The organism is Paenibacillus sp. R-74696 (assembly GCF_055814915.1).
In genome coordinates this window covers 830,630-849,932 of sequence record NZ_JBPULM010000045.1, presented here as the reverse complement: position 1 = coordinate 849,932, position 19,303 = coordinate 830,630, and the positions used below count along the sequence as shown (strand labels likewise).

The window sequence follows — 19,303 nt, the reverse complement described above, 5'->3', positions numbered from 1 at the left end:
CTTACGTCAGACGCCTGGTTCGCCAGCGGCGGTCTGGCGTATTTTTTTTATTGTCGCAGGCTCTTGAAGTCGCCAGTTCCTTGTCGATCTCTACTATAGCTGCCCGAGCTGCACGGCAGGATATTGAATAGGGATCTAGAATTATAGTTTTAGGAAGGTAGTTAATATTCAGACTGAAAGGATAGGGGAAAATGGTTACATACAGAATAGCAAATCCGAATGAGCGCGATGAATACATAGATTTAGCCAACTATGCTTTTAGCTTAGATTTTGAAACTCTAATGCCCAAAGCGTATGAAAAGAGCGTAGATTCTTCAGCGATGCATATGGTTGCTGTGGATGAGAAAGGCAGACTGCGCGCACAGGTGGCCGTTTTTCCAGAGCCTATGACGGTATGCGACTATACGCTGCGAACCTGCTATTTGGGTACCGTATCGGTCCATCCTCGTGCGCGTGGCGAAGGGCATATGAAGGTGCTCATGAACATGTGGCTTGAAAAACTGCGCGATACGTATGATATGGTCGTATTATATGGTCAGCGACAGAGATATGAGTATTTTGGCTTCACTCTTGGCGGTGTAAAGTTCAAGTATTTCGTGGGAGAGGCCAATGTGCGCCATGCCTTAGGACAGGTGAACGACACAGGAATAACCTTCTGCCCGTTATTCGAGATTGAAGGAGCAGAAGCCTTTGCGCATAGCATGAACACCTCGCGGCTTGCTTATGTTGAACGGAACGTGCAGCAATTGCCACTTATTTTCAACACTCTTCATCAAAATGCGCTGGGCGTCCTGGATCATGGTAAGTTGATCGGGTACTTGATCGTAAACGAAGCAGGCGATGAAATATCTGAATTCGCGATGGAAAATAAGGACGATATTTCGCGGACTATCAAGGCTTATATGGTATATAGCAGAGCAGAGCGGATTTCTATTTTTACGCCAGAATATGACATTTATCTGAATGCGACTCTGGGCAGCCTTGCTGAAGACTATGTTATCGAGACATCCGACATGTATCATATTCTGGATTTTGCCAATGTATTGAAGGCTTATCTGACTCTAAAGTTCAAGACGACAGGGATTGTCCAGGGGGAATTCTCCGCAGTCATGGACGGTCAACCGATTACTGCGCGAGTGGATGCGAGCGGCGTGACTGTCGAGCGGTCTGCTAAGCAAGATGCAGTTGTCCTTACTAAGCAGCAGGCTCAGACGCTTCTGCTTACACAGCACAGTCGTTATATGGCAGTTACTGCGCCCGTAGGATGGTTTCCACTACCGATATTCTGGTACAAGATTGATAAATACTGAGACAATTTGAATGGAAATCTGTTTGCTTTTGGTGGGGGAATGTAAAAGGGAGGATTAAAAGCGTGTTAAATTATCGAAAACCAAGATTCTGGCTGCTTGGTGTCTCAATTGTTATTATGCTAGCAGTTGGGATTGGATGGATAGAAAATTCTGTAATGAAGCAGAGTTCAAGAAACTTGATGGAAATCTCTACTACGTAAGTTTACCATTTTCAAACCAAGGGTCTGGAATGAATCTTCAGGTGTTGGTTCAAGCTGAAAACCAGGCATTAAAAATCGTTGATTTGTATTTTGGAAACACAGATGGTGTTTTTGAAAAGCTTGAAAAAATAGAAATTTGAACGAATCTCAGCGCTTGTATATTGTAAAAAGGAATACCAAAAGCGCCTTGCCTGCATAACGCAGGGCAAGACGCTTTTCCCGCTGGTGTCTCCCATTCAGCCTAACGGTTTTGCCCTGATTCCCGATATTACCTCATTGTTACCTGATTGGAGGCTTGCGGAGAGCAAAGCAGCGGCATGTGCACGCAATAGCTCCCGGTTAAGCTCCATAAACGCAATCCCCCTTCTGCTTCGGATTATACATTCTATTAAAATGGCACGGAGATGTGCTAGTCTCTTAATCTATCAGGCGAAAGTTGATGAATTTATCGGTTATGGTCAATGGACTATAACGATCTAGCCTTTCAGCTGCCTGCGGTAATCCGTAGGCGACACGCCGATAATCTTCTTAAACAGCCGGGAAAAATAATACGGGTCCTTAAAGCCGAGCGACAGGCTGACCGCCTTCACGCTTTGGTCGGTAAGGTCAAAAAGCTGGCCGGCCCGCTGCATCTTCAGCCGCAAATAATAGTCGATTGGCGCATAGCCGGTAGATTGCTTAAATAGATGATTAAGATGCTGCTTGGAAATGCGCGTTCGCGTAACCAAATCCTCTAAGGTTAAATGGCCCTCCAGCCGTTCCTTCATATATTGTATAGCCTGTTCAATATAGGCGAGCATTTTCTCATCCTGCTTGCGCCTTGGAATAAGCGAAATGAAGCTCAGCAAATAACGAACCGTTTGCGAAATATGCAGCTGATGAATAACCGAATAGGATTTGGCCGACAGCAGCTCGTAGCATTGGTTAAATAGCTCGACGATTTTCTCCGCCTCCGGCAGCGACACGTGGAGCAGCGCTGCCTCAAGGCTAAGGCTTTCCAGCAGCTGCACCAGCTCCTCGCCACGAAAGTGAAACCAGTAGATGCTCCATGGGTTCGCCGTGTTGGCCCCGTAGCTATGAGGAGTAAAGGCGGGGATGATGGAGACGGTTTTCTCCGTTACTTGAATCGTCTCCTCACTGCCGAGCTTAATCCAGCCCTCTCCATTCGTGCAATAGATGAAAATATAAGAATCGCAGCCCTTAGGCCGCTCTCGATAATGATGCTTGGCACGGTGAAAATAGCCGATATCCGTTACATAGGCTTGGCGAATAATCGGGTGGCTGGTCATCTCCTCCAGCTGGTAGGGGGGCAAAACAATCAGCTTCTCCGTCTCGAAGCCTTGTGTTTTTTTGTTGAGCATGGTGAAGCAAGCCTCCTCGTTCCTTATGGTTATATTGTAAGCGGAGGGAGCTTCGAGCCGCAAGCGCTGCATTCTTACAAAATCAGAATATGCTCCATTAGGAACAGACAATTGTCAATGGAAAGACGGGCATAGTCACGGTACAGTGGAGGAAGATAAAGGAGGTAATAGCGTAATGAATCAACATCATATAGCTGTAAAACTGAATGAGTGCAATAAGGAAATTACGACGGGCGTATTGTCGAGCAATAAAGGAAGCAATCCGAAAGGGGAAAGCTTCGGTTTTACGAATTTTTACATGACGCGCAATGGTGAGCCGTTTATTCCGGTTGTCGGCGAGTTTCATTTTTCTAGATTCTCTTATTTGTATTGGGAGGAAGAGCTGCTCAAGATGAAGGCGGGCGGTGTACACGTAATCGCAACCTATATATTTTGGAATTACCATGAGGAGAAGGAAGGGCGCTTTAATTGGAATGGCAACCGCAATCTCCGCCATTTTATTGATCTTTGCGCTAAGCTTGAGCTGCCGCTCGTGCTTCGAATCGGTCCTTTCTGCCACGGCGAGGTGCGTAATGGCGGCATTCCGGATTGGGTGTTCGAAAAGCCGCTCGTCATTCGCTCAAATGATGAACTGTATTTGAAATACGCAGCACGTCTGTACCGCGAAATAGCAAGGCAGATGAAAGGCTCGCTGTTTCAAGACGGCGGCCCCGTTGTTGCGATTCAGCTCGAAAATGAATTTATGCACTGCGGCGCTCCGCTGGACTCATGGGGCTATAAAAACGGCGTATTCATGTCTTCAGGCACGGGCGGCAATGCGCATTTGGACAAGCTCAAAGCGATTGCGGCACAATCGGGCATTCGCCCGCTGTTCTTTACAGCTACTGCATGGGGAGGAGCAGCGGTGCCTGAGACGGACACGCTCCCGATGCTTGCAGGCTATGCGTATACGCCATGGATTCCAAATCAGCCGCCGAGCGGCGAATATATTTTCCGCGATCTGCATGTAACACCAATGGAGCAGGTCAATTATCCTTCTGCACAATATCCGGTGGCCTACTGCGAGATGGCAGGAGGTATGCAGGTCAGCTACACGGCTCGGCCGCATGTGAGCCCGGACAGCGTGGAAGCGATGACGCTTGTGAAGCTGGCTAGCGGCAGCAATCTGCTCGGCTATTATATGTATCATGGCGGCTCAAATCCGCGCGGGGAAAATGGTTTTCTCAATGAATACGGCTTGCCGAAAATAACGTATGATTACCAGTCTCCGCTGGGCGAGTTTGGACGCATTGGCGAATCATATGACCGTATCCGCACGCTCAGCCTGTTCATGGAAGCTTACGGCGCAAGTTTGGCGCCAATGGGAACGGTACTGCCGGAAGGTCAAGCGGAGCTGCATCCTGAAAATACGGAGGCACTGCGTTATTGCCTGCGGCAAAAGGATGGCTCGGGCTTCTTGTTTCTGAACAATTTCCAGGATCATGTGGACATGCCTGATCGGGAAGATGTAAGTGTGACGTTGGAATCGTCCAAAGGGCAGGCGAGATTTCCTCATACGGGCAGCTTGCGATTGAAGCAAGGAATTAGCGCGGTGCTGCCGTTCCACTTGGAAGCAGCAGGCATTCATATCGTTTCCGCTACCGTTCAGCCTCTGACGAAGCTTACGGATACAGAGAACCCGCTGCTTGTCTTTTATGCGCATGAGGGTCTGATCCCAGAGCTTATTATTTCCGAGGAAATGGTCGCGGGCGTAACTAGCGATGGTGGCGGTATAGTGGAGCAGCAAAGTGGAGTTTATATTGTACATCCGGCAGCAGGCAAGCAGCATTTAACTGAAGTAAGGCGTAAAGACGGAAATGTCGTCCGTATCCTTATCCTCTCTAGAGAAGAGGCGCTGGGCACATATCGCCTCCGCTTGTGGGGAGAGGAACGCCTGCTAATCAGCGACAGCCATCTCTATGTATCCGGCGAGCAGCTCATTTGCACCTCGCCTGGAAAGGCGGAATGGCAAGTTGCCATGTATCCGGCAGCCGCAGCGGATATTAAATCAAGCCAAGGCAGCCTTTCTCCAGCAACCGAAGGCTTGCTCCAACTTTATAAGGTGAAGGTAGCAGCATATGAACCGCAGCTTCTCATCAATAAGACGTCAAATCGTCATGCGGCTGTGCAAATCGATGCTGCTTGGCCAGAGCAGGTGGCGGATTTGTTTCTTCATATTGAATATGATGGCGATGTAGCCGCTGCGTATTTGAATAATGAGCTGCTGACGGACCATATCCATTATGGCCAAGCATGGCCCATTGGGCTGAAGGGCTTCCAAAATGAACTGCTGGATAATGAGCTGCAGCTCGCCATTACTCCTATACGAAAAGGTACAACGCATACGTTTGTGAATCAGGCGTTCGTGGAGCGCTTTGAAGGTGTGGAAATCGCAGCGTTTCATGAGATTAAGGCGGTGCCGCATTATGTTACGGCGTTGTCTCAAGTGTTCAAATAAGCCGCTAATGGAGGGCGACAAGCAGGCACGTCAGTATCCCAGCAGGCAGCAAGCGCTGGGAAACAGGCGTGTTTGCTGTCGTTTTTAAGCGTTTTTTGACGGAAAAGGTACTAATTTATATATGACTTTGTCCTTAATATTGAGGGTACTGCAAAGGAAGAGGTCTGGCTTATGATGAATATATAAGCTTGGCGACGGATTTGAGCCACGGCGCTGCAAGAGCGACGAACCATAAAACTAAAGGAGTGACCATCGCAGTGACAACGCAGCAACAGCAAAATATTCAGCCATGGAAGCTATGGTACAAGCAGCCAGCGAGCCGTTGGGAGGAAGCGCTGCCGATCGGCAATGGCCGATTGGGCGGCATGGTATTTGGAGATGCGCACAAGGAGAGAGTGCAGCTTAACGAGGATACGTTATGGTCTGGATTTCCACGCGATACGAACAATTATGAAGCATTGAGGTATTTGAAAAAATCGCGCGAGCTTATTTTCGCTGGGCAATACGGCGAGGCCGAGACGCTTGTGCAGGATAAAATGCTAGGCATGAACACGGAGGCTTATCAGCCGCTCGGCGATCTTTATATGGAGCATCGCCAGCTAGGGAGCGGAAGCGGAACGTCCGCTTATCGCCGGGAGCTTGACCTGAGTACAGGAATTGCTTCGTCTGCCTATACAGTAGAAGGCCGATCCTATCGCCATGAAATATTCGTAAGCGCTGTTCACCAAGTCCTGTGCATTCGCTATGAAGCGCTGGATGGCGGGGAGATTTCCCTTGCGGCAGGGCTGGAGTCGCCGCATCCGGTGCAGCTGGTGGAAGGTAGCGACGGCGCGCTTGTACTGAGCGGTACATGCCCTTCCCATATTGCCGACAACTATCATCAGGATCATCCGAGGTCGGTGCTTTACGAGCAGGGCCGCGGTGTTTCCTTCGAGGCAAGGCTGCAGGTGCTCGGTGCAGGCTCGGCCAGTATCGTCAATGAAGCAGATGGCGCCAGCAGTTCGCTTGTTGTAAGCGGGCATGGCACGGTTACGCTGCTGCTGGCGGCCGCGTCCAATTTTGCCGGCTATCAGGTAATGCCGGTTAACGATTCCGTAGCATTGGCGCTTAAAAACGAGCAGCCGCTTGCGATTGCAGCGGAGCTTGGCTATGAGGAGCTGCGCAGCCAGCATATTGCCGAGCATCAGCGGCTTTTCCGCCGGGTAGCTATCGATCTCGGTACTAGCCCGAATGCGCTGCTTCCAACAGATGAGCGGCTTGCAGGCTATAAGCGGGGAGAGGCTGATCCGCAGCTGGAGGCTCTATATTTTCAATATGGACGGTATTTGCTTATGCAGAGCTCAAGGCCCGGCACGCAGCCGGCCAACTTGCAGGGCATATGGAATGACCGGGTACAGCCGCCATGGAACAGCAACTATACGACGAACATCAATACGCAAATGAACTATTGGCATGCGGAAATTTGTGGGCTGGGCGAATGCCATGAGCCGCTGATTGATATGATTGGCGAGCTTAGCCAGACCGGCAGCCGAACAGCGTCTATTCATTATAATGCGCGCGGCTGGGTCGCCCATCATAATGTGGATTTATGGCGGGCTTCGACCCCTTCGGGCGGGCATCCGAGCTGGGCCTTCTGGCCATTCGGCGGCATTTGGCTTTGCCTACATCTATGGGAGCATTATGCGTTTAATCCGGATCTGGATTATTTGCGAGAACGGGCGTATCCCGTTATGAAGCAAGCCGCTCTGTTTTGTCTGGATTGGCTGCAGGAGACGGAAGATGGCGTGCTCGTCACGATTCCGGCCACTTCGCCGGAAAATATGTACAAGCTGCCAGATGGCAGCGGCGGCACAAGCAGCGTATCTATGGCAACGACTATGGATATTTCGCTCATTAAGGAGCTATTTACGCTTTGCCTGCATGCAGCTGATTTGCTAGGCGAGGATGAGGCGCTGCGCAGCGAGTGGCAGGGAGCGCTGGCGAAGCTGCCGCCATTCCAGATTGGCTCGGATGGCAGACTGATGGAATGGGTTGAGGAATTTGAGGATCATGAGCCGGGACATCGCCATGTATCGCATTTAATTAGCCTGTATCCGGGTTTTCTGATCAATACGGAGAAGGAGCCAGAATTGCTGGAAGCTGGACGGGAATCGCTGAGACAGCGGATTGCAAGCGGCGGTGGCCATACGGGCTGGAGCTGCGCATGGCTCATTAACTTGTATGCAAGGCTGGGCGAGCCGGAGCAGGCGCATCATTTTATTGAGACGCTGCTTTCCCGCTCGACGCATCCGAATTTGTTCGACGATCATCCGCCGTTCCAAATTGATGGGAATTTCGGCGGGACAGCGGGCATCGCTGAGCTGCTGCTCCAAAGCCATACGCAGGAGCTTTCACTGCTGCCTGCACTGCCAAAAGCATGGCCGAACGGTTCCGTACAAGGGCTGCGGGCACGCGGCGGCTTCATTATCGATATGGAATGGAAAAATGGACGTCTTGCGTCAGCCCGCATCGAGTCGCTCTCAGGCTCGCCATGCAAGGTGCGCAGCGGCGATCTGGAGCTGGCGGTGCGGACGGAAGGCGAAGGCACAGTTGTAGCGAAGCAGGGCGAGCCGTTTGAAACATCGGCTGGCGCTGTATACACCGTTGTGCCTAAGGAAGCGTTGTAAGCTTAAATCACACACCTATATATAGAAGATTTAGCATAAGGGAGAAGTGGAAAACCATGACAGAACAGCAGTATCCATTTTTAGACGGCAAGCTGGACATAGAGGAGCGTGTGCGCGATCTCGTATCGCGGCTGACGCTGGAGGAAAAAGTAGAGCTAATGGTGCAATATCAGCCTGCCGTTGAGCGGCTCGGCGTCAAACCATACAAGCATGGAACGGAGGCGGCGCATGGTCTGGCTTGGCTCGGCGAAGCGACCTCGTTCCCACAGCCCCTCGGTCTTGGCTGTACCTGGAATCCGGAGCTGCTGAAGGCTGTTGGTTCGGTCATCGGTGATGAAGCCCGCGTCTATTATCAGCGCAGCCCCGAAGTAAATGGCCTCACGCTGTGGGCGCCTACCGTCGATATGGAGCGAGACCCGCGTTGGGGACGGACGGAGGAAGCTTATGGAGAAGATCCAAAGCTGACGGGCGAGCTTACGGCGGCCCTCGTGCAAGGCATTCAAGGCGACGACCCGGTATTTTTCAAAGCGGTTGCGACGCTGAAGCATTTTATCGCCAACAACAATGAAATAGATCGCGGCAGCTGCTCGGCGAGCATTGATCCGCGCAATATGAAGGAATATTACCAGCGTGCTTTTCAGCCCGCGTTCGTCAAGGGCGGCGCGCAATCCATGATGACGTCGTACAATTCGGTAAACGGCGTCCCGACGATTTTGCATGAGGATGTGAACAAGGTCGTTAAGGGCGAATGGGGAATGAATGGGTTTATCGTCAGCGATGCTGGCGACTTAATCGGCCTGGTGAAGGATCATCATTATTATGATACGTACAAGGAAGCAGTCGCCCATTCGATTAAAGCTGGAATAGACAGCATTACCGACGATAAGGAAATCAGCTGCGGGGCGATCCATGAAGCATTGTCCGAAGGCTTGCTTGCGGAAGCGGATCTCGACAAAGCGCTGACCAATACGTTCCGCGTGCGTTTCCGTCTTGGCGAATTTGATGCGGATCATCCTTATGCGAATGTGCCCGAGTCCGTCTTATGCGCTCCTGCCCACGGCGATCTGTCGCTGCAGGCGGCCCGCGAGTCGATCGTGCTGCTCAAAAATGAAAAGGCCACGCTTCCGCTTAACAGCAGCAAGCTGGGCAGCGTAGCGGTCATTGGGCCGCTCGGCGATGTCGTGTATCGCGATTGGTACTCCGGCACTTTCCCTTATACGGTTACGCCGTTCGCCGCTATCCAGCAGAAGTTGGCTGGCAAAAAGGTTACGTTTACGAGCGGCAGCAATCAGGTTGTTTTGAGATCTGCCGCAGATGGATCGCCGATATCGCTCGGTGACAACGGTGTGCTGCAGGTCGCCGCTGGCAGTTCAGCGGAGACGTTTGAGGTAGGCGATTGGGGCTGGAACAGCCTGACGCTGCAAAGCAAATCCACGGGCAAATTTGCGACGAGCGCGGATGATGTCCATATTGCCGCAGCAGCGGACGAAGCCTATGGCTGGTATGTAAAGGAAGTGCTGCGCCTGGATGCGAAAGCGGATGGCACAACGGACCTTCTTACATGGGATAATAAACCAGTTGTGCTAAAGGAGCAGGCTGGCAAGCAGCTGTTGACTGTAGCTGAGGAAGGCGGTACGCCAGAAGCAGCTGAAGACAACGCGGGCAGCGCAGCTAACAGCGGAAGCGGCAACTGTGGTGACAAAGAGCACAAAGGTGCCTTTAGGTTGGACATTACCGTTGATGGCATTGCCGCAGCAGTAGCGGCAGCACGCGAAGCTGAAACGGCGATTGTATTCGTCGGCAACAACCCGCTTATTAACGGCAAGGAAGAAACGGACCGTCCCGGCTATACGCTTGCGGCAGCGCAAGAGCAGCTGCTGAGGGAAGTATATGCGGTTAATCCGAACGTAATCGCCGTCGTCATCGGCAGCTATCCGTTTGAGCTTAATTGGGCGCAGGAACATCTTCCAGCGGTTGTGTATTTGGCCCATGCTGGCCAAGAGCTGGGCAATGCGGTCGCTGATGTGCTGTTCGGCGATTTCGCGCCGGCAGGCAAGCTGAATATGACCTGGTACAGCCATATCGAGCAGCAGCTTACCGACATTATGGATTATGATATTATCAAAGGAAAACGAACCTATTTGTATTTTGAGGATGCGCCGCTATATCCATTTGGACATGGGCTGACGTATGCGCCATTCTCCTTCGACAGCCTGCGCATTGCCCCAGCTGAAGCAGGCGAAGGCTGGATGGCAAGCATTCGAGTAACAAATACAGGCAGTGTGGAGGCTGGCGAAGTCGTGCAGCTGTATGCCCATGCGAATGCCTCGCGTGTTAAACGTCCAGTGAAGCAGCTTGTTGGCTTTGAGCGCGTATACTTGCAGCCGCAGGAAAGCGTTGCGGTCCAGATCGCGATTAGCGCAGCTGAGCTTTCCGTGTGGGATGTGACGCGGGACCGCTTCTGTCTGGAGTCAGGCGTTTACAGCCTGATGGCAGGCAGCTCGTCAAGCGATATCCGCTTGACAGCCGAGCTGTCCATCGAAGGCGAGAGCATTCCGCCAAGAACGCTGAGGCAGCTGACGCGCGCGGAAAACTACGACGATTATTCCGCCGTGCTGCTTGATGAAAGCAAAGAAAGCGGCACTTGCATAAGGCTGACTGACGCATCAAATGCTGGCTGGATACGCTTTGCTGATGTGCAATGGAGCGCTGCTCCAGCGGACTTCGAGGCGCGGGTTAGCGGCGGCCTGACTGGCGGCACGCTGACGGTGCGCTTTGGCGCGGCTGATGCTGAGCAAGCAGCCGTTCTGACGGTGCCGGCTGGCGGCGAGCAGCAGTGGCAGAGCGTTTCGGCATCGCTTGCAGCGGGCATTTCCCCGCAGGCGGACGTCTATATTGCGCTGAGCGGCAGCGTGCGGGTGAGCAGCTTTATTTTTTCCTAAAAGCATATCAAGGATCGTTAGGCCGCAGGCTCTTTATGAACTTGCGGTCTTTTTTAAATATAGGAAAGGATATGATTTCGCCATCCTTTCTCTATATTTCTCGGACTGAAACGCGCCGCGCCGCCAGAGGACGGCGGAAGCCGCTTCACCTTGCCAGTAGCGGCGGGCAGGGTGTACATCTGGGATGCTGCATTTTATAATAGAGGCGGGGCTTTCGAGAACGCTTTCTTACATGTACATCGCGATTTTACGCTGGAAATATATGAAGTAACTGAAGAAGGGGCAATTGCCGAGTGAAGAAACAACCCTTAATCGTCAGGAAAATGAACGATGTTCGCATTAAGCATAAGCTGATGATTTCATTTTTGCTCGTTGTCTGCATTCCGGTGCTGCTAGTTGGTATTATATTAACGGCGGCCTTTCGCCAAAATGTGCTGAGTCAGGCGACGCAGCAGACGCTGAACAACGTTGAGAAGATCAAGAAGCAGACGGATGACATCATTCGCATGCCTATTACGATTTCGGATAAGATGCTGTTTGATACCTCTCTGCGCAGCACGGTGAACACCAATTATGAATCTACGTTTGAGGCTGTAAGCGCCTTGTGGGAGTTTCGGGCGTTTAAAGATTATATGCAGCTGTATTCAGAAATCAACAATATTCGCTTCTATACGACAAACCAAACGATTCTCGATAACTGGGAATTCATCAAAACAAGCAAAGCCACTGAAGAAGCATCATGGTACCAAAGTGCGATGGGGGAAGACGGCATCCACTGGATGTACATGAAGGATGAGACGAAGAAAAATAACAATTATCTCAGCCTCGTTCGAAAAATACCTTTTCCTACCTTTCGCTCAAGCGGCGTGCTGGTCATTGGCATTAATCAAGGGAAGCTGAATGCGCTGCTTAGCCAGGAGCCTTTCGATACGATGATCTTTGATGATTCCGGCTATATTGTGGCGGCCAGCAATCCGAAGCAGGTGGGGCTGAATTTGTCCAAGCTCGATTTCTCCAGCCAATTGTCTGGGAAAGGGGCGGGCACATTTGAAATTTTGTATGAAGGCAAGCGTTCTCGGCTTGTCATGGAGGAGCTCACACCACAATCAAGCCGCAATGGTTTGCGCATCGTATCCGTCTTCTCGATCGATAGCATCGTCAGCGAAGCGAATCACATTAGTATTTTGGGGCTGACGATTATGGCTATTAGTCTGGCCATTGCGTTTGTGCTTATTTATTTTTTCTCGGGATTGCTTTCTTCGCGTATGCTGCTGCTGCACAAAAATCTTAACAAAGTAGCAATGGGCGACTTGACGACGGTGTCTACGGTAGACGGCAATGATGAGATTGGGCTGCTCTCGCGGCAGTTCAACAATATGGTGGTCAGCATTAGAGGACTGATGGACGAGGTTTCCGAGTCGCAGCGGCAGCAGGATCAGCTGGAGCTGAGGCAGAAGGATATTAAGCTGAAAATGATGGCCAGCCAAATTAATCCTCATTTTTTATTTAATGCGCTGGAGTCGATTCGCATGAAAGCCCACGTAAACGGCGAGACGGAAATTTCTTCGATTGTCCACATGCTGGGCAAGCTTATTCGCCGCAATTTGGAAATTGGCGCTGGTAAAATACGACTGAAGGATGAGCTGGAAATTGTTCGCTGCTATTTGGAAATTCAGAAGTTCCGCTACGGCAATGACCGCCTTACCTTTAATTTGGAGCTGGACCCGGGTGCGCAGTCATTGGAAATCCCACCCCTGATCATTCAGCCGTTGATCGAAAATGCGGTCATTCATGGCTTGGAAAACATCGACGAGGGTGGCTGTGTGACCGTGACGACGCTGCTTCAGGATCGGGTGCTGCATGTGCAAGTATCGGACAACGGCATTGGTATTGAGGAAGCTCGAATGGATGAAATTATGCTGGCGCTGGGGGATATGGACGAGGAGCAGGAATATCGCATTGGCCTGCGCAATGTTCATCAGCGGCTGGTGCTGCTCTATGGACAAGCTTCCGGATTGCAGATTAAGAGCGGCGGGGAAGACGGTGGAACGACCATTTCGTTTGAAATCCCGCAAGCGCAAGGAGGGCAAGAGGATGCATAAGCTGCTTATCGTTGATGATGAGCCGATGATTCGCGCAGGGCTGCGCTCAATTATTGATTGGGAAAGCCTTGGATTTGTATGGGTAGGGGAAGCAGCTAGCGGCCCAGAGGCGCTAATTAAGCACGGCCAGCTATCCCCCGATTTAATTTTAATGGATATACGCATGCCGAGGATGGATGGTCTGCAGGTGATTGAGGAAATTCGCAAAATCGACAGCTCCTGCCATTTTCTCGTTTTGAGTGGGCATGCTGATTTCAGCTATGCGCAGCGGGCCATTCAGTTCGGCATTGATGCATATATTTTGAAGCCGGTTGATGATGAAGAGCTGCATGAGAACGTGGTACGCATCGCGGGAGTACTCGATAAGCGTTCTGAGGAGGCGGCAAGTCTCGGCCACCGGGAGACGCTGCGCCGGGAGGAACTGCTGCAGCTCGCTGTATCGGGAGATGCGGCCAGCTATCCGGAAATATGGAAGGAGCTGAAGCAGCTTACGGGCGATTCGGCCAAGAGCTACCAGCTGCTGCTCATCGAGTGGTCAAGAACGGAGGAGCATACGTCGGCGGCAAGCATTGCGGCGAGGCGCAGATTGACAAGTGTCGTACAGAGCAATCGGGCAGGCTGGACATTTAGCTCAGGCGCGTATACCGCTGTGCTGCTGAAAGATTACGTCGTGCAGCAAGGCACGGGCGAGCTGCTGCGGCAGTGGGTTCAGCAGGCGGCACAGGAGCAGCGTTATATCGCTGTCGTTGGCGAGGCAGTGCCTGCGCTTGTACAGCTGCCGAGCAGCTATGAAGCCGTGCTTGCGGCCATCAAGCACAGCTTCCGGCTGTCAAGCGGCGAGCTTCATCTTGTTAGTGGCGAGGAGCAGGCTGTGCACGCAGAGGCGGATGAGGAGCAGCTCCAATTACGGCTGCAGGAGCTGGCCCAGAAGCTGTATTATATGCTCGACATCGGCAGCCAGGATGGCGTGCGGCTGATGCTGCAGGAAGCAGGGGAGCTGGCGAGCACGAGCCGGCTTTCCGAGCAGCGCATAAAAACCAGCTTTGCGCAAATGCTGACGATTGTGCTGAACAAGCTGACGGCGGTTCATGTGCAGCTGGCCATTCAGGACGAGCTGCGAATTGTAACGGATTTATACAAGCAGACGAACTATGACGAGATGATGCTGCTGCTGGAGGACCGCCTATCGCAGCTTGCGTTCCGTCTCGGAAATTCCAGCAATGTATCGGTCATTAAGCAAATTACCGGTTTTATTGAGCGCCATTATGCGGAAAATTTAAAGCTGGAAACGCTGGCAGAGCTGTTTAATTACAATAGCGGCTATTTGGGCAAAATGTTTAAAAATTTCACCGGCGAGCATTTCAACACCTATCTCGATCAGGTGCGGCTGCGCCATGCGGTAGAGCTGCTGCAGCAGGGGCTCAAGGTCCATCAAGTATCCGAGCTGGTCGGCTATGCGAACGTCGATTATTTTCACGCTAAATTTAAAAAATATAAAGGGCTGTCGCCTTCCTCGTTCAAAGGCATGGTAAAATCAGATGCCGAGCGGCAGGAGTCCTAGACGTAAAGTGAAGGGGGAAAACGGATTGAAAATCATCGATTTGACGCATACCATTTTCGAACAAACGCCTGTTTATCCCGGCACGCCGCAGCCAACGCTTGAAACGCTGAGCACGTATGAGAAGGACGGGTTTAGAGAAACGCTGCTGACGCTTGCGTCTCATACCGGCACACATATGGATGCGCCTGCCCATATATTCGCAGATGGAACGACGCTGGAGCATATTCCTGCCCAGCAATTCGTCGGGACAGCGCTTGTCCTTTCATGCGGCGATTTACAGGCTGGCGAGCAAATTACGATGCGTTATATTGAACAGGTGCGTCCGCTGGCCGATTCGGTTGACTTTCTGCTTTTTGATACGGGCTGGTCCAAGCATTGGGGAACGGATGCGTATTTTGGTGATTATCCCTATATGACGGAGGAAGTAGCCGACTATTTAATCAGCAGCGGTAAAAAAGGTGTTGGCCTCGATGTTATTGGCGTTGACCCGATTTCGGATGCGAATTTGACGATCCATAACAAAATCTTTTCCCAATCAAAAATGGTTATCGTCGAAAATTTAATTCATTTGGATCAAATAGGCGGAGGGGTATTTACTTTTTGTGCTTTGCCGCTCAAATTTCGGAATGCCGATGGCGCGCCGGTGCGTGCGATTGCCATTGTAGAGTCATAACGAAATAGGTGAATAAACTTCCAATTACATATTTTATTTTCCAAAAATGCCCTCTTCTTGCTTTCAAGCGGAGGGCGTTTTTTTACGAAATCCGTCATTTTTAGCTAATGATCCAGCCGGAATACCTCATTTTTTGCAGAAAAATCATATCAAAATCACATAAAAAGCAGCCTGTACGTATTTTTATATGATTTTAGGTGGAATTTGTCGGGTGCCGAGCCGAAAACGCTATCGGTTATGATGAGAACATAATAAAGAGAGAAATTCACGGATATGTAGTGTGAAAGTGAAGTTTTTAGGAGGAGCAGAGATGAAATCGTTACCAACCGTAGAACACCCGCTTAATGTGAACAAAAGCAAAGCCAATCGTTTCTGGGACCGGATGAAGCAGCAGAAATACTTGTATTTTATGTCCATTCCGTTCGTCATCTGGGTTTTCGTATTCAGCTATGTACCGCTTTGGGGCTGGGTGATGGCATTCCAGAACTATAAACCGGCCAAAGGATTTTTTGAACAAAAATGGGTCGGCCTCGACAACTTCATTATGTTGTTTGGAGATGAACGCTTTTATCTCGTCCTGCGCAATACGCTTGGCATGAGTATTATGGGACTGATCGTCTCCTTTACCGTACCTGTTATTTTCGCCCTAATGCTCAATGAGATCAGAGGCCAATTTTTCAAACGCTCCATCCAGACGATTTCATATTTGCCCCACTTTGTATCCTGGGTTGTTGTCGCTGGCCTTGTTAGCAAAATGCTGTCCACAGATAGCGGCGGTGTCAACGACCTGCTCATGTGGCTAAATTTGATAGATGAGCCGATTCAATTTATGACGAAAGGCAGCTGGTTCTGGGGCATTGTAACGATGTCCGATATGTGGAAGGAAACGGGCTGGAACTCAATCATATTCCTGGCGGCTATGGCGGGCATTGATCCCGAGCAATATGAAGCAGCAACCGTTGACGGAGCAGGAAGATTCCGTAAAATGTGGAATATTACACTACCCGGTATTCGTACCACCTTTATGGTATTGTTTATTTTGTCCATTGGTCATTTGATCAGCATTGGCTTTGAAAAGCAATTCCTTCTCGGCAACCCGCTCGTTGTCGATTATTCCGAGGTACTCGATTTATATGCGCTGAAGTATGGCATTCAAATGAGCCGCTTCTCTTACGGTACGGCGATCGGCATATTCAACTCCGTCGTCAGCATTATACTCGTGTTTAGCGCTAACGCCATCTACAAACGCATTACGAAAGAATCGGTTATTTAGGAGGAAGCAATCATGCAGGGAACCATTAGAGCTAGATCAGAGATTATTACAGACGTCATCATATATATTGTGATGGGGCTTGCTGGATTAATTACGATTTATCCGTTTTTGAACGTACTCGCTATTTCATTCAATGAATCGATGGATACGGTGAAAGGCGGCATTACGGTGCTGCCTAGAAAATTCACCTTGGAAAACTATATTACGATTTTTCAGTATAAGACATTGCTGACCGGTTTCCAAAACTCGGTGCTGCGTACCATTATCGGTACGATTATCGGAGTGCTGTCGGCTTCGATGATGGCGTTTGTGCTTAGCCGCCGCGAATTTCAGGCGCGCAAGCTGATTTCACCGCTTTTCGCGATGACGATGTATTTTTCCGGCGGTATGATTCCTATTTATTTGCTGATGAAGAATCTAAATTTGATGAGCAGCTTCTGGGTATATATTATTCCGCTTATTTTGAGCGTTTGGAACATTTTCGTCGTCCGCTCCTACATTGATGGACTGCCTTATGCTCTACAAGAGTCAGCAAAAATCGATGGCGCCAATGACTTTACGATTTTCTGGCGGGTCATCCTGCCGCTTTGCCAGCCTGTGTTGGCGACAATTGCGCTGTTTATTGCGGTACAACACTGGAATGCTTGGTTAGATACGTATTTGTACAATCCGCAGGCCCCTCAGTTTACAACGCTGCAATATGAGCTGATGAAGGTGCTGCAATCGACGCAGTCCGGCTCTAATTACCGTGATGCGAACGTACAGCAAAACTTGGCTGCGGTATCGCCAGAATCCATCCGGATGGCCATTACGATGGTCGTTACGCTGCCTATTTTAGTCGTCTATCCTTTCCTGCAAAAATATTTTGTCAAAGGGATGACGCTCGGCTCCGTCAAGAGCTAGTGGGCGGGCCGGCGGGCTTTAGGGCTTCCATATGGTAATAACAGGTTTCCTGTTGTATACAAGTTTATCGCTTCATATTTAATACCGATTAAAAGGGAGGCAACACGAAGATGAAGAAAAAGAAAACCGCTCTAATGGGCTTGCTGCTTGCAACGGCTTTGACTTTCACAGCATGCGGCTCTGGCAGCAATAATGAAGCAGGTACAGGCAATACGGGCAATACAGGGGAAGGGGATTCTACGGAGCCAATTACAGTAAGACTGGTAGCTGGCGACCTCAACCCAGACTGGGATAACATGGAAAGCGACATCGGTAAATTTCTGAAAGAAAAAACAGGCATTACGATGCAGCAGGAGTTCCCGGTTGGCGGATCAGATACCGACATGTTCGCTCTGATGGCAGCAAGTGGAGAGTATCCGGACATGGTTATGGCGAAGGGCAGCGTAAAAAGCTTGGTTGACGCTGGCGCGCTTCTCGACCTGACGGATCTGATTGAAGAGCACGCCCCTAATATTAAAAAAGTATACGGCGAATATTTGAACCGTCTTCGCTATAGCAAAGATGATCCAGCTATTTATGAGCTACCGTCTTCTGGTGTAGGCCAAACTTATTTTGATGCCGAAGGTGGCTTCGAAATTCAGCATCAGGCACTTGAGGCGCTGGGCTACCCTGAAATCAAAACCGTTAAAGATTACGAAAATGCCATTAAATCGTACATTGAGCAAAACCCGACAACGGAGGATGGACAAAAAAGAATCGGCTTGTCGCTTAACGGCGGCGAATGGCAAATTCTAATTTCCGTAACAAACCCTGCATTCTACGCAACGGGCTTGCCGGATAATGGCGAATTCGCTATTGACGAGAAAACATTCGAGACGAAGCTGCACTACCAACGTGAGGAAGAAAGAGAGTACTTCCGCTGGCTGAACCATATGAACGATATTGGTCTTCTGGACAAAGAAAGCTTCGTTCAAAAATATGACCAGTACAAAGCTAAAATCGCAACGGGCCGCGTAATCGGCATTATCGACCAGAAGTGGGACTATGCACAAGCGGAAAACTCGCTGAAAGCAGAAGGCAAATTCGGTGCGACTTATGCGCGCTTCCCTGTAACACTGGATGAAAGCTATCAAGATCATTCTTACCAAGGCACAGGCTACATGGCAGGACATGGTATTGCGATTACAAAATCGGCTAAAGATCCTGTTCGTCTGATCAAGTTCCTGGATTACCTTGCTTCTGAAGAAGGCCAAATTCTCGTTAACTGGGGAATTGAAGGCAAGCATTATGAGGTTGTGGATGGCAAACGCGTATTCAAACAAGAAATTCAAGATCTCAAAACAAACGACGGCAATAAATTCAAGAAAACGACAGGTATTGAAAATTACATGATATCGGCTCGTTACGGCGATGGCGTTAAGGATTCGACAGGCAACTACTATACAACGAAATTCCCTGAGCAGTTTAAAGCGGAATATTCGGAAGCGGACAAAAAGACTCTTGCTGCATATAAAGTGGAAATGTACAAAGAGTTCTGGCCTGCAGACGATGCGTTCCCAGAGCGTCCTTACGGCGCAGCGTGGAACCTGAATTTTGAAACAGGCTCGGAAGCTGATGTTATTTTCCAAAAAACACAAGATATTATGAAAAAGCGTGTTCCAGAAGCGATTTTGGCGAAGCCGGAAAACTTCGACAAAGTATGGGATGACTTCATGGCAGATCTAGACAAAGCAGGTGCCAGCAAGCTGAACGAACAGTTTACGCAAATGGTTAAAGACCGCGTTGATTTCTGGGCGCAAAAGTAAGGGGTTGCTG

12 protein-coding genes are annotated in these 19,303 nt (G+C 50.1%); 11 read left to right on the top strand and 1 reads right to left on the bottom strand.

What is annotated here, in order from left to right; translation table 11 throughout:
* The first annotated feature begins 191 nt into the window (after window positions 1–191).
* A complete protein-coding gene (locus ACSR9A_RS23995) occupies window positions 192–1,310 on the top strand; it encodes a GNAT family N-acetyltransferase (protein WP_473759993.1) in 1,119 nt (372 codons plus the stop codon).
* Window positions 1,311–1,446: 136 nt separating this feature from the next.
* Complete coding sequence (locus tag ACSR9A_RS23990) at window positions 1,447–1,650, top strand: hypothetical protein (RefSeq protein ID WP_473759992.1); 204 nt, start codon at window positions 1,447–1,449, stop codon at window positions 1,648–1,650.
* A gap of 336 nt (window positions 1,651–1,986) precedes the next feature.
* Here the strand turns inward: ACSR9A_RS23990 and ACSR9A_RS23985 are convergent, their stop codons facing one another.
* Window positions 1,987–2,871, bottom strand: coding sequence for an AraC family transcriptional regulator (locus tag ACSR9A_RS23985; RefSeq protein ID WP_473759990.1), 885 nt, complete (start codon window positions 2,869–2,871; stop codon window positions 1,987–1,989).
* Window positions 2,872–3,046: 175 nt separating this feature from the next.
* Between ACSR9A_RS23985 and ACSR9A_RS23980 the strand changes: the two genes are divergently transcribed.
* The 9 genes from ACSR9A_RS23980 (at window position 3,047) to ACSR9A_RS23940 (ending at window position 19,293) form a co-directional block, all read left to right on the top strand.
* On the top strand, window positions 3,047–5,368 hold the full coding sequence (locus tag ACSR9A_RS23980) for a beta-galactosidase (protein ID WP_473759988.1): 2,322 nt from the start codon (window positions 3,047–3,049) through the stop codon (window positions 5,366–5,368).
* 257 nt (window positions 5,369–5,625) lie between these two features.
* Complete coding sequence (locus ACSR9A_RS23975) at window positions 5,626–8,034, top strand: glycoside hydrolase family 95 protein (RefSeq protein WP_473759986.1); 2,409 nt, start codon at window positions 5,626–5,628, stop codon at window positions 8,032–8,034.
* Window positions 8,035–8,090: 56 nt separating this feature from the next.
* Window positions 8,091–10,976, top strand: coding sequence for a glycoside hydrolase family 3 C-terminal domain-containing protein (locus ACSR9A_RS23970; protein WP_473759984.1), 2,886 nt, complete (start codon window positions 8,091–8,093; stop codon window positions 10,974–10,976).
* A 293-nt stretch (window positions 10,977–11,269) separates the two neighbouring features.
* Window positions 11,270–13,078: a sensor histidine kinase gene (locus ACSR9A_RS23965; protein ID WP_473759982.1), complete on the top strand. Its 1,809-nt coding sequence runs from the start codon at window positions 11,270–11,272 to the stop codon at window positions 13,076–13,078.
* On the top strand, window positions 13,071–14,639 hold the full coding sequence (locus tag ACSR9A_RS23960) for a response regulator transcription factor (protein WP_473759980.1): 1,569 nt from the start codon (window positions 13,071–13,073) through the stop codon (window positions 14,637–14,639). The genes ACSR9A_RS23965 and ACSR9A_RS23960 overlap by 8 nt, the downstream gene beginning before the upstream one ends.
* Before the next feature lie 25 nt (window positions 14,640–14,664).
* Window positions 14,665–15,312, top strand: a complete 648-nt coding sequence (locus tag ACSR9A_RS23955; RefSeq protein ID WP_473759978.1) for a cyclase family protein — start codon at window positions 14,665–14,667, stop codon at window positions 15,310–15,312.
* A 310-nt stretch (window positions 15,313–15,622) separates the two neighbouring features.
* Entirely contained in the window at window positions 15,623–16,585 is a 963-nt protein-coding gene (locus tag ACSR9A_RS23950; protein ID WP_473759976.1) for an ABC transporter permease, read from the top strand.
* Between the two features lie 12 nt (window positions 16,586–16,597).
* Window positions 16,598–17,488, top strand: a complete 891-nt coding sequence (locus ACSR9A_RS23945; protein WP_473759975.1) for a carbohydrate ABC transporter permease — start codon at window positions 16,598–16,600, stop codon at window positions 17,486–17,488.
* 110 nt (window positions 17,489–17,598) lie between these two features.
* A complete protein-coding gene (locus tag ACSR9A_RS23940; protein ID WP_473759974.1) occupies window positions 17,599–19,293 on the top strand; it encodes an ABC transporter substrate-binding protein in 1,695 nt (564 codons plus the stop codon).
* Window positions 19,294–19,303 lie beyond the last annotated feature (10 nt).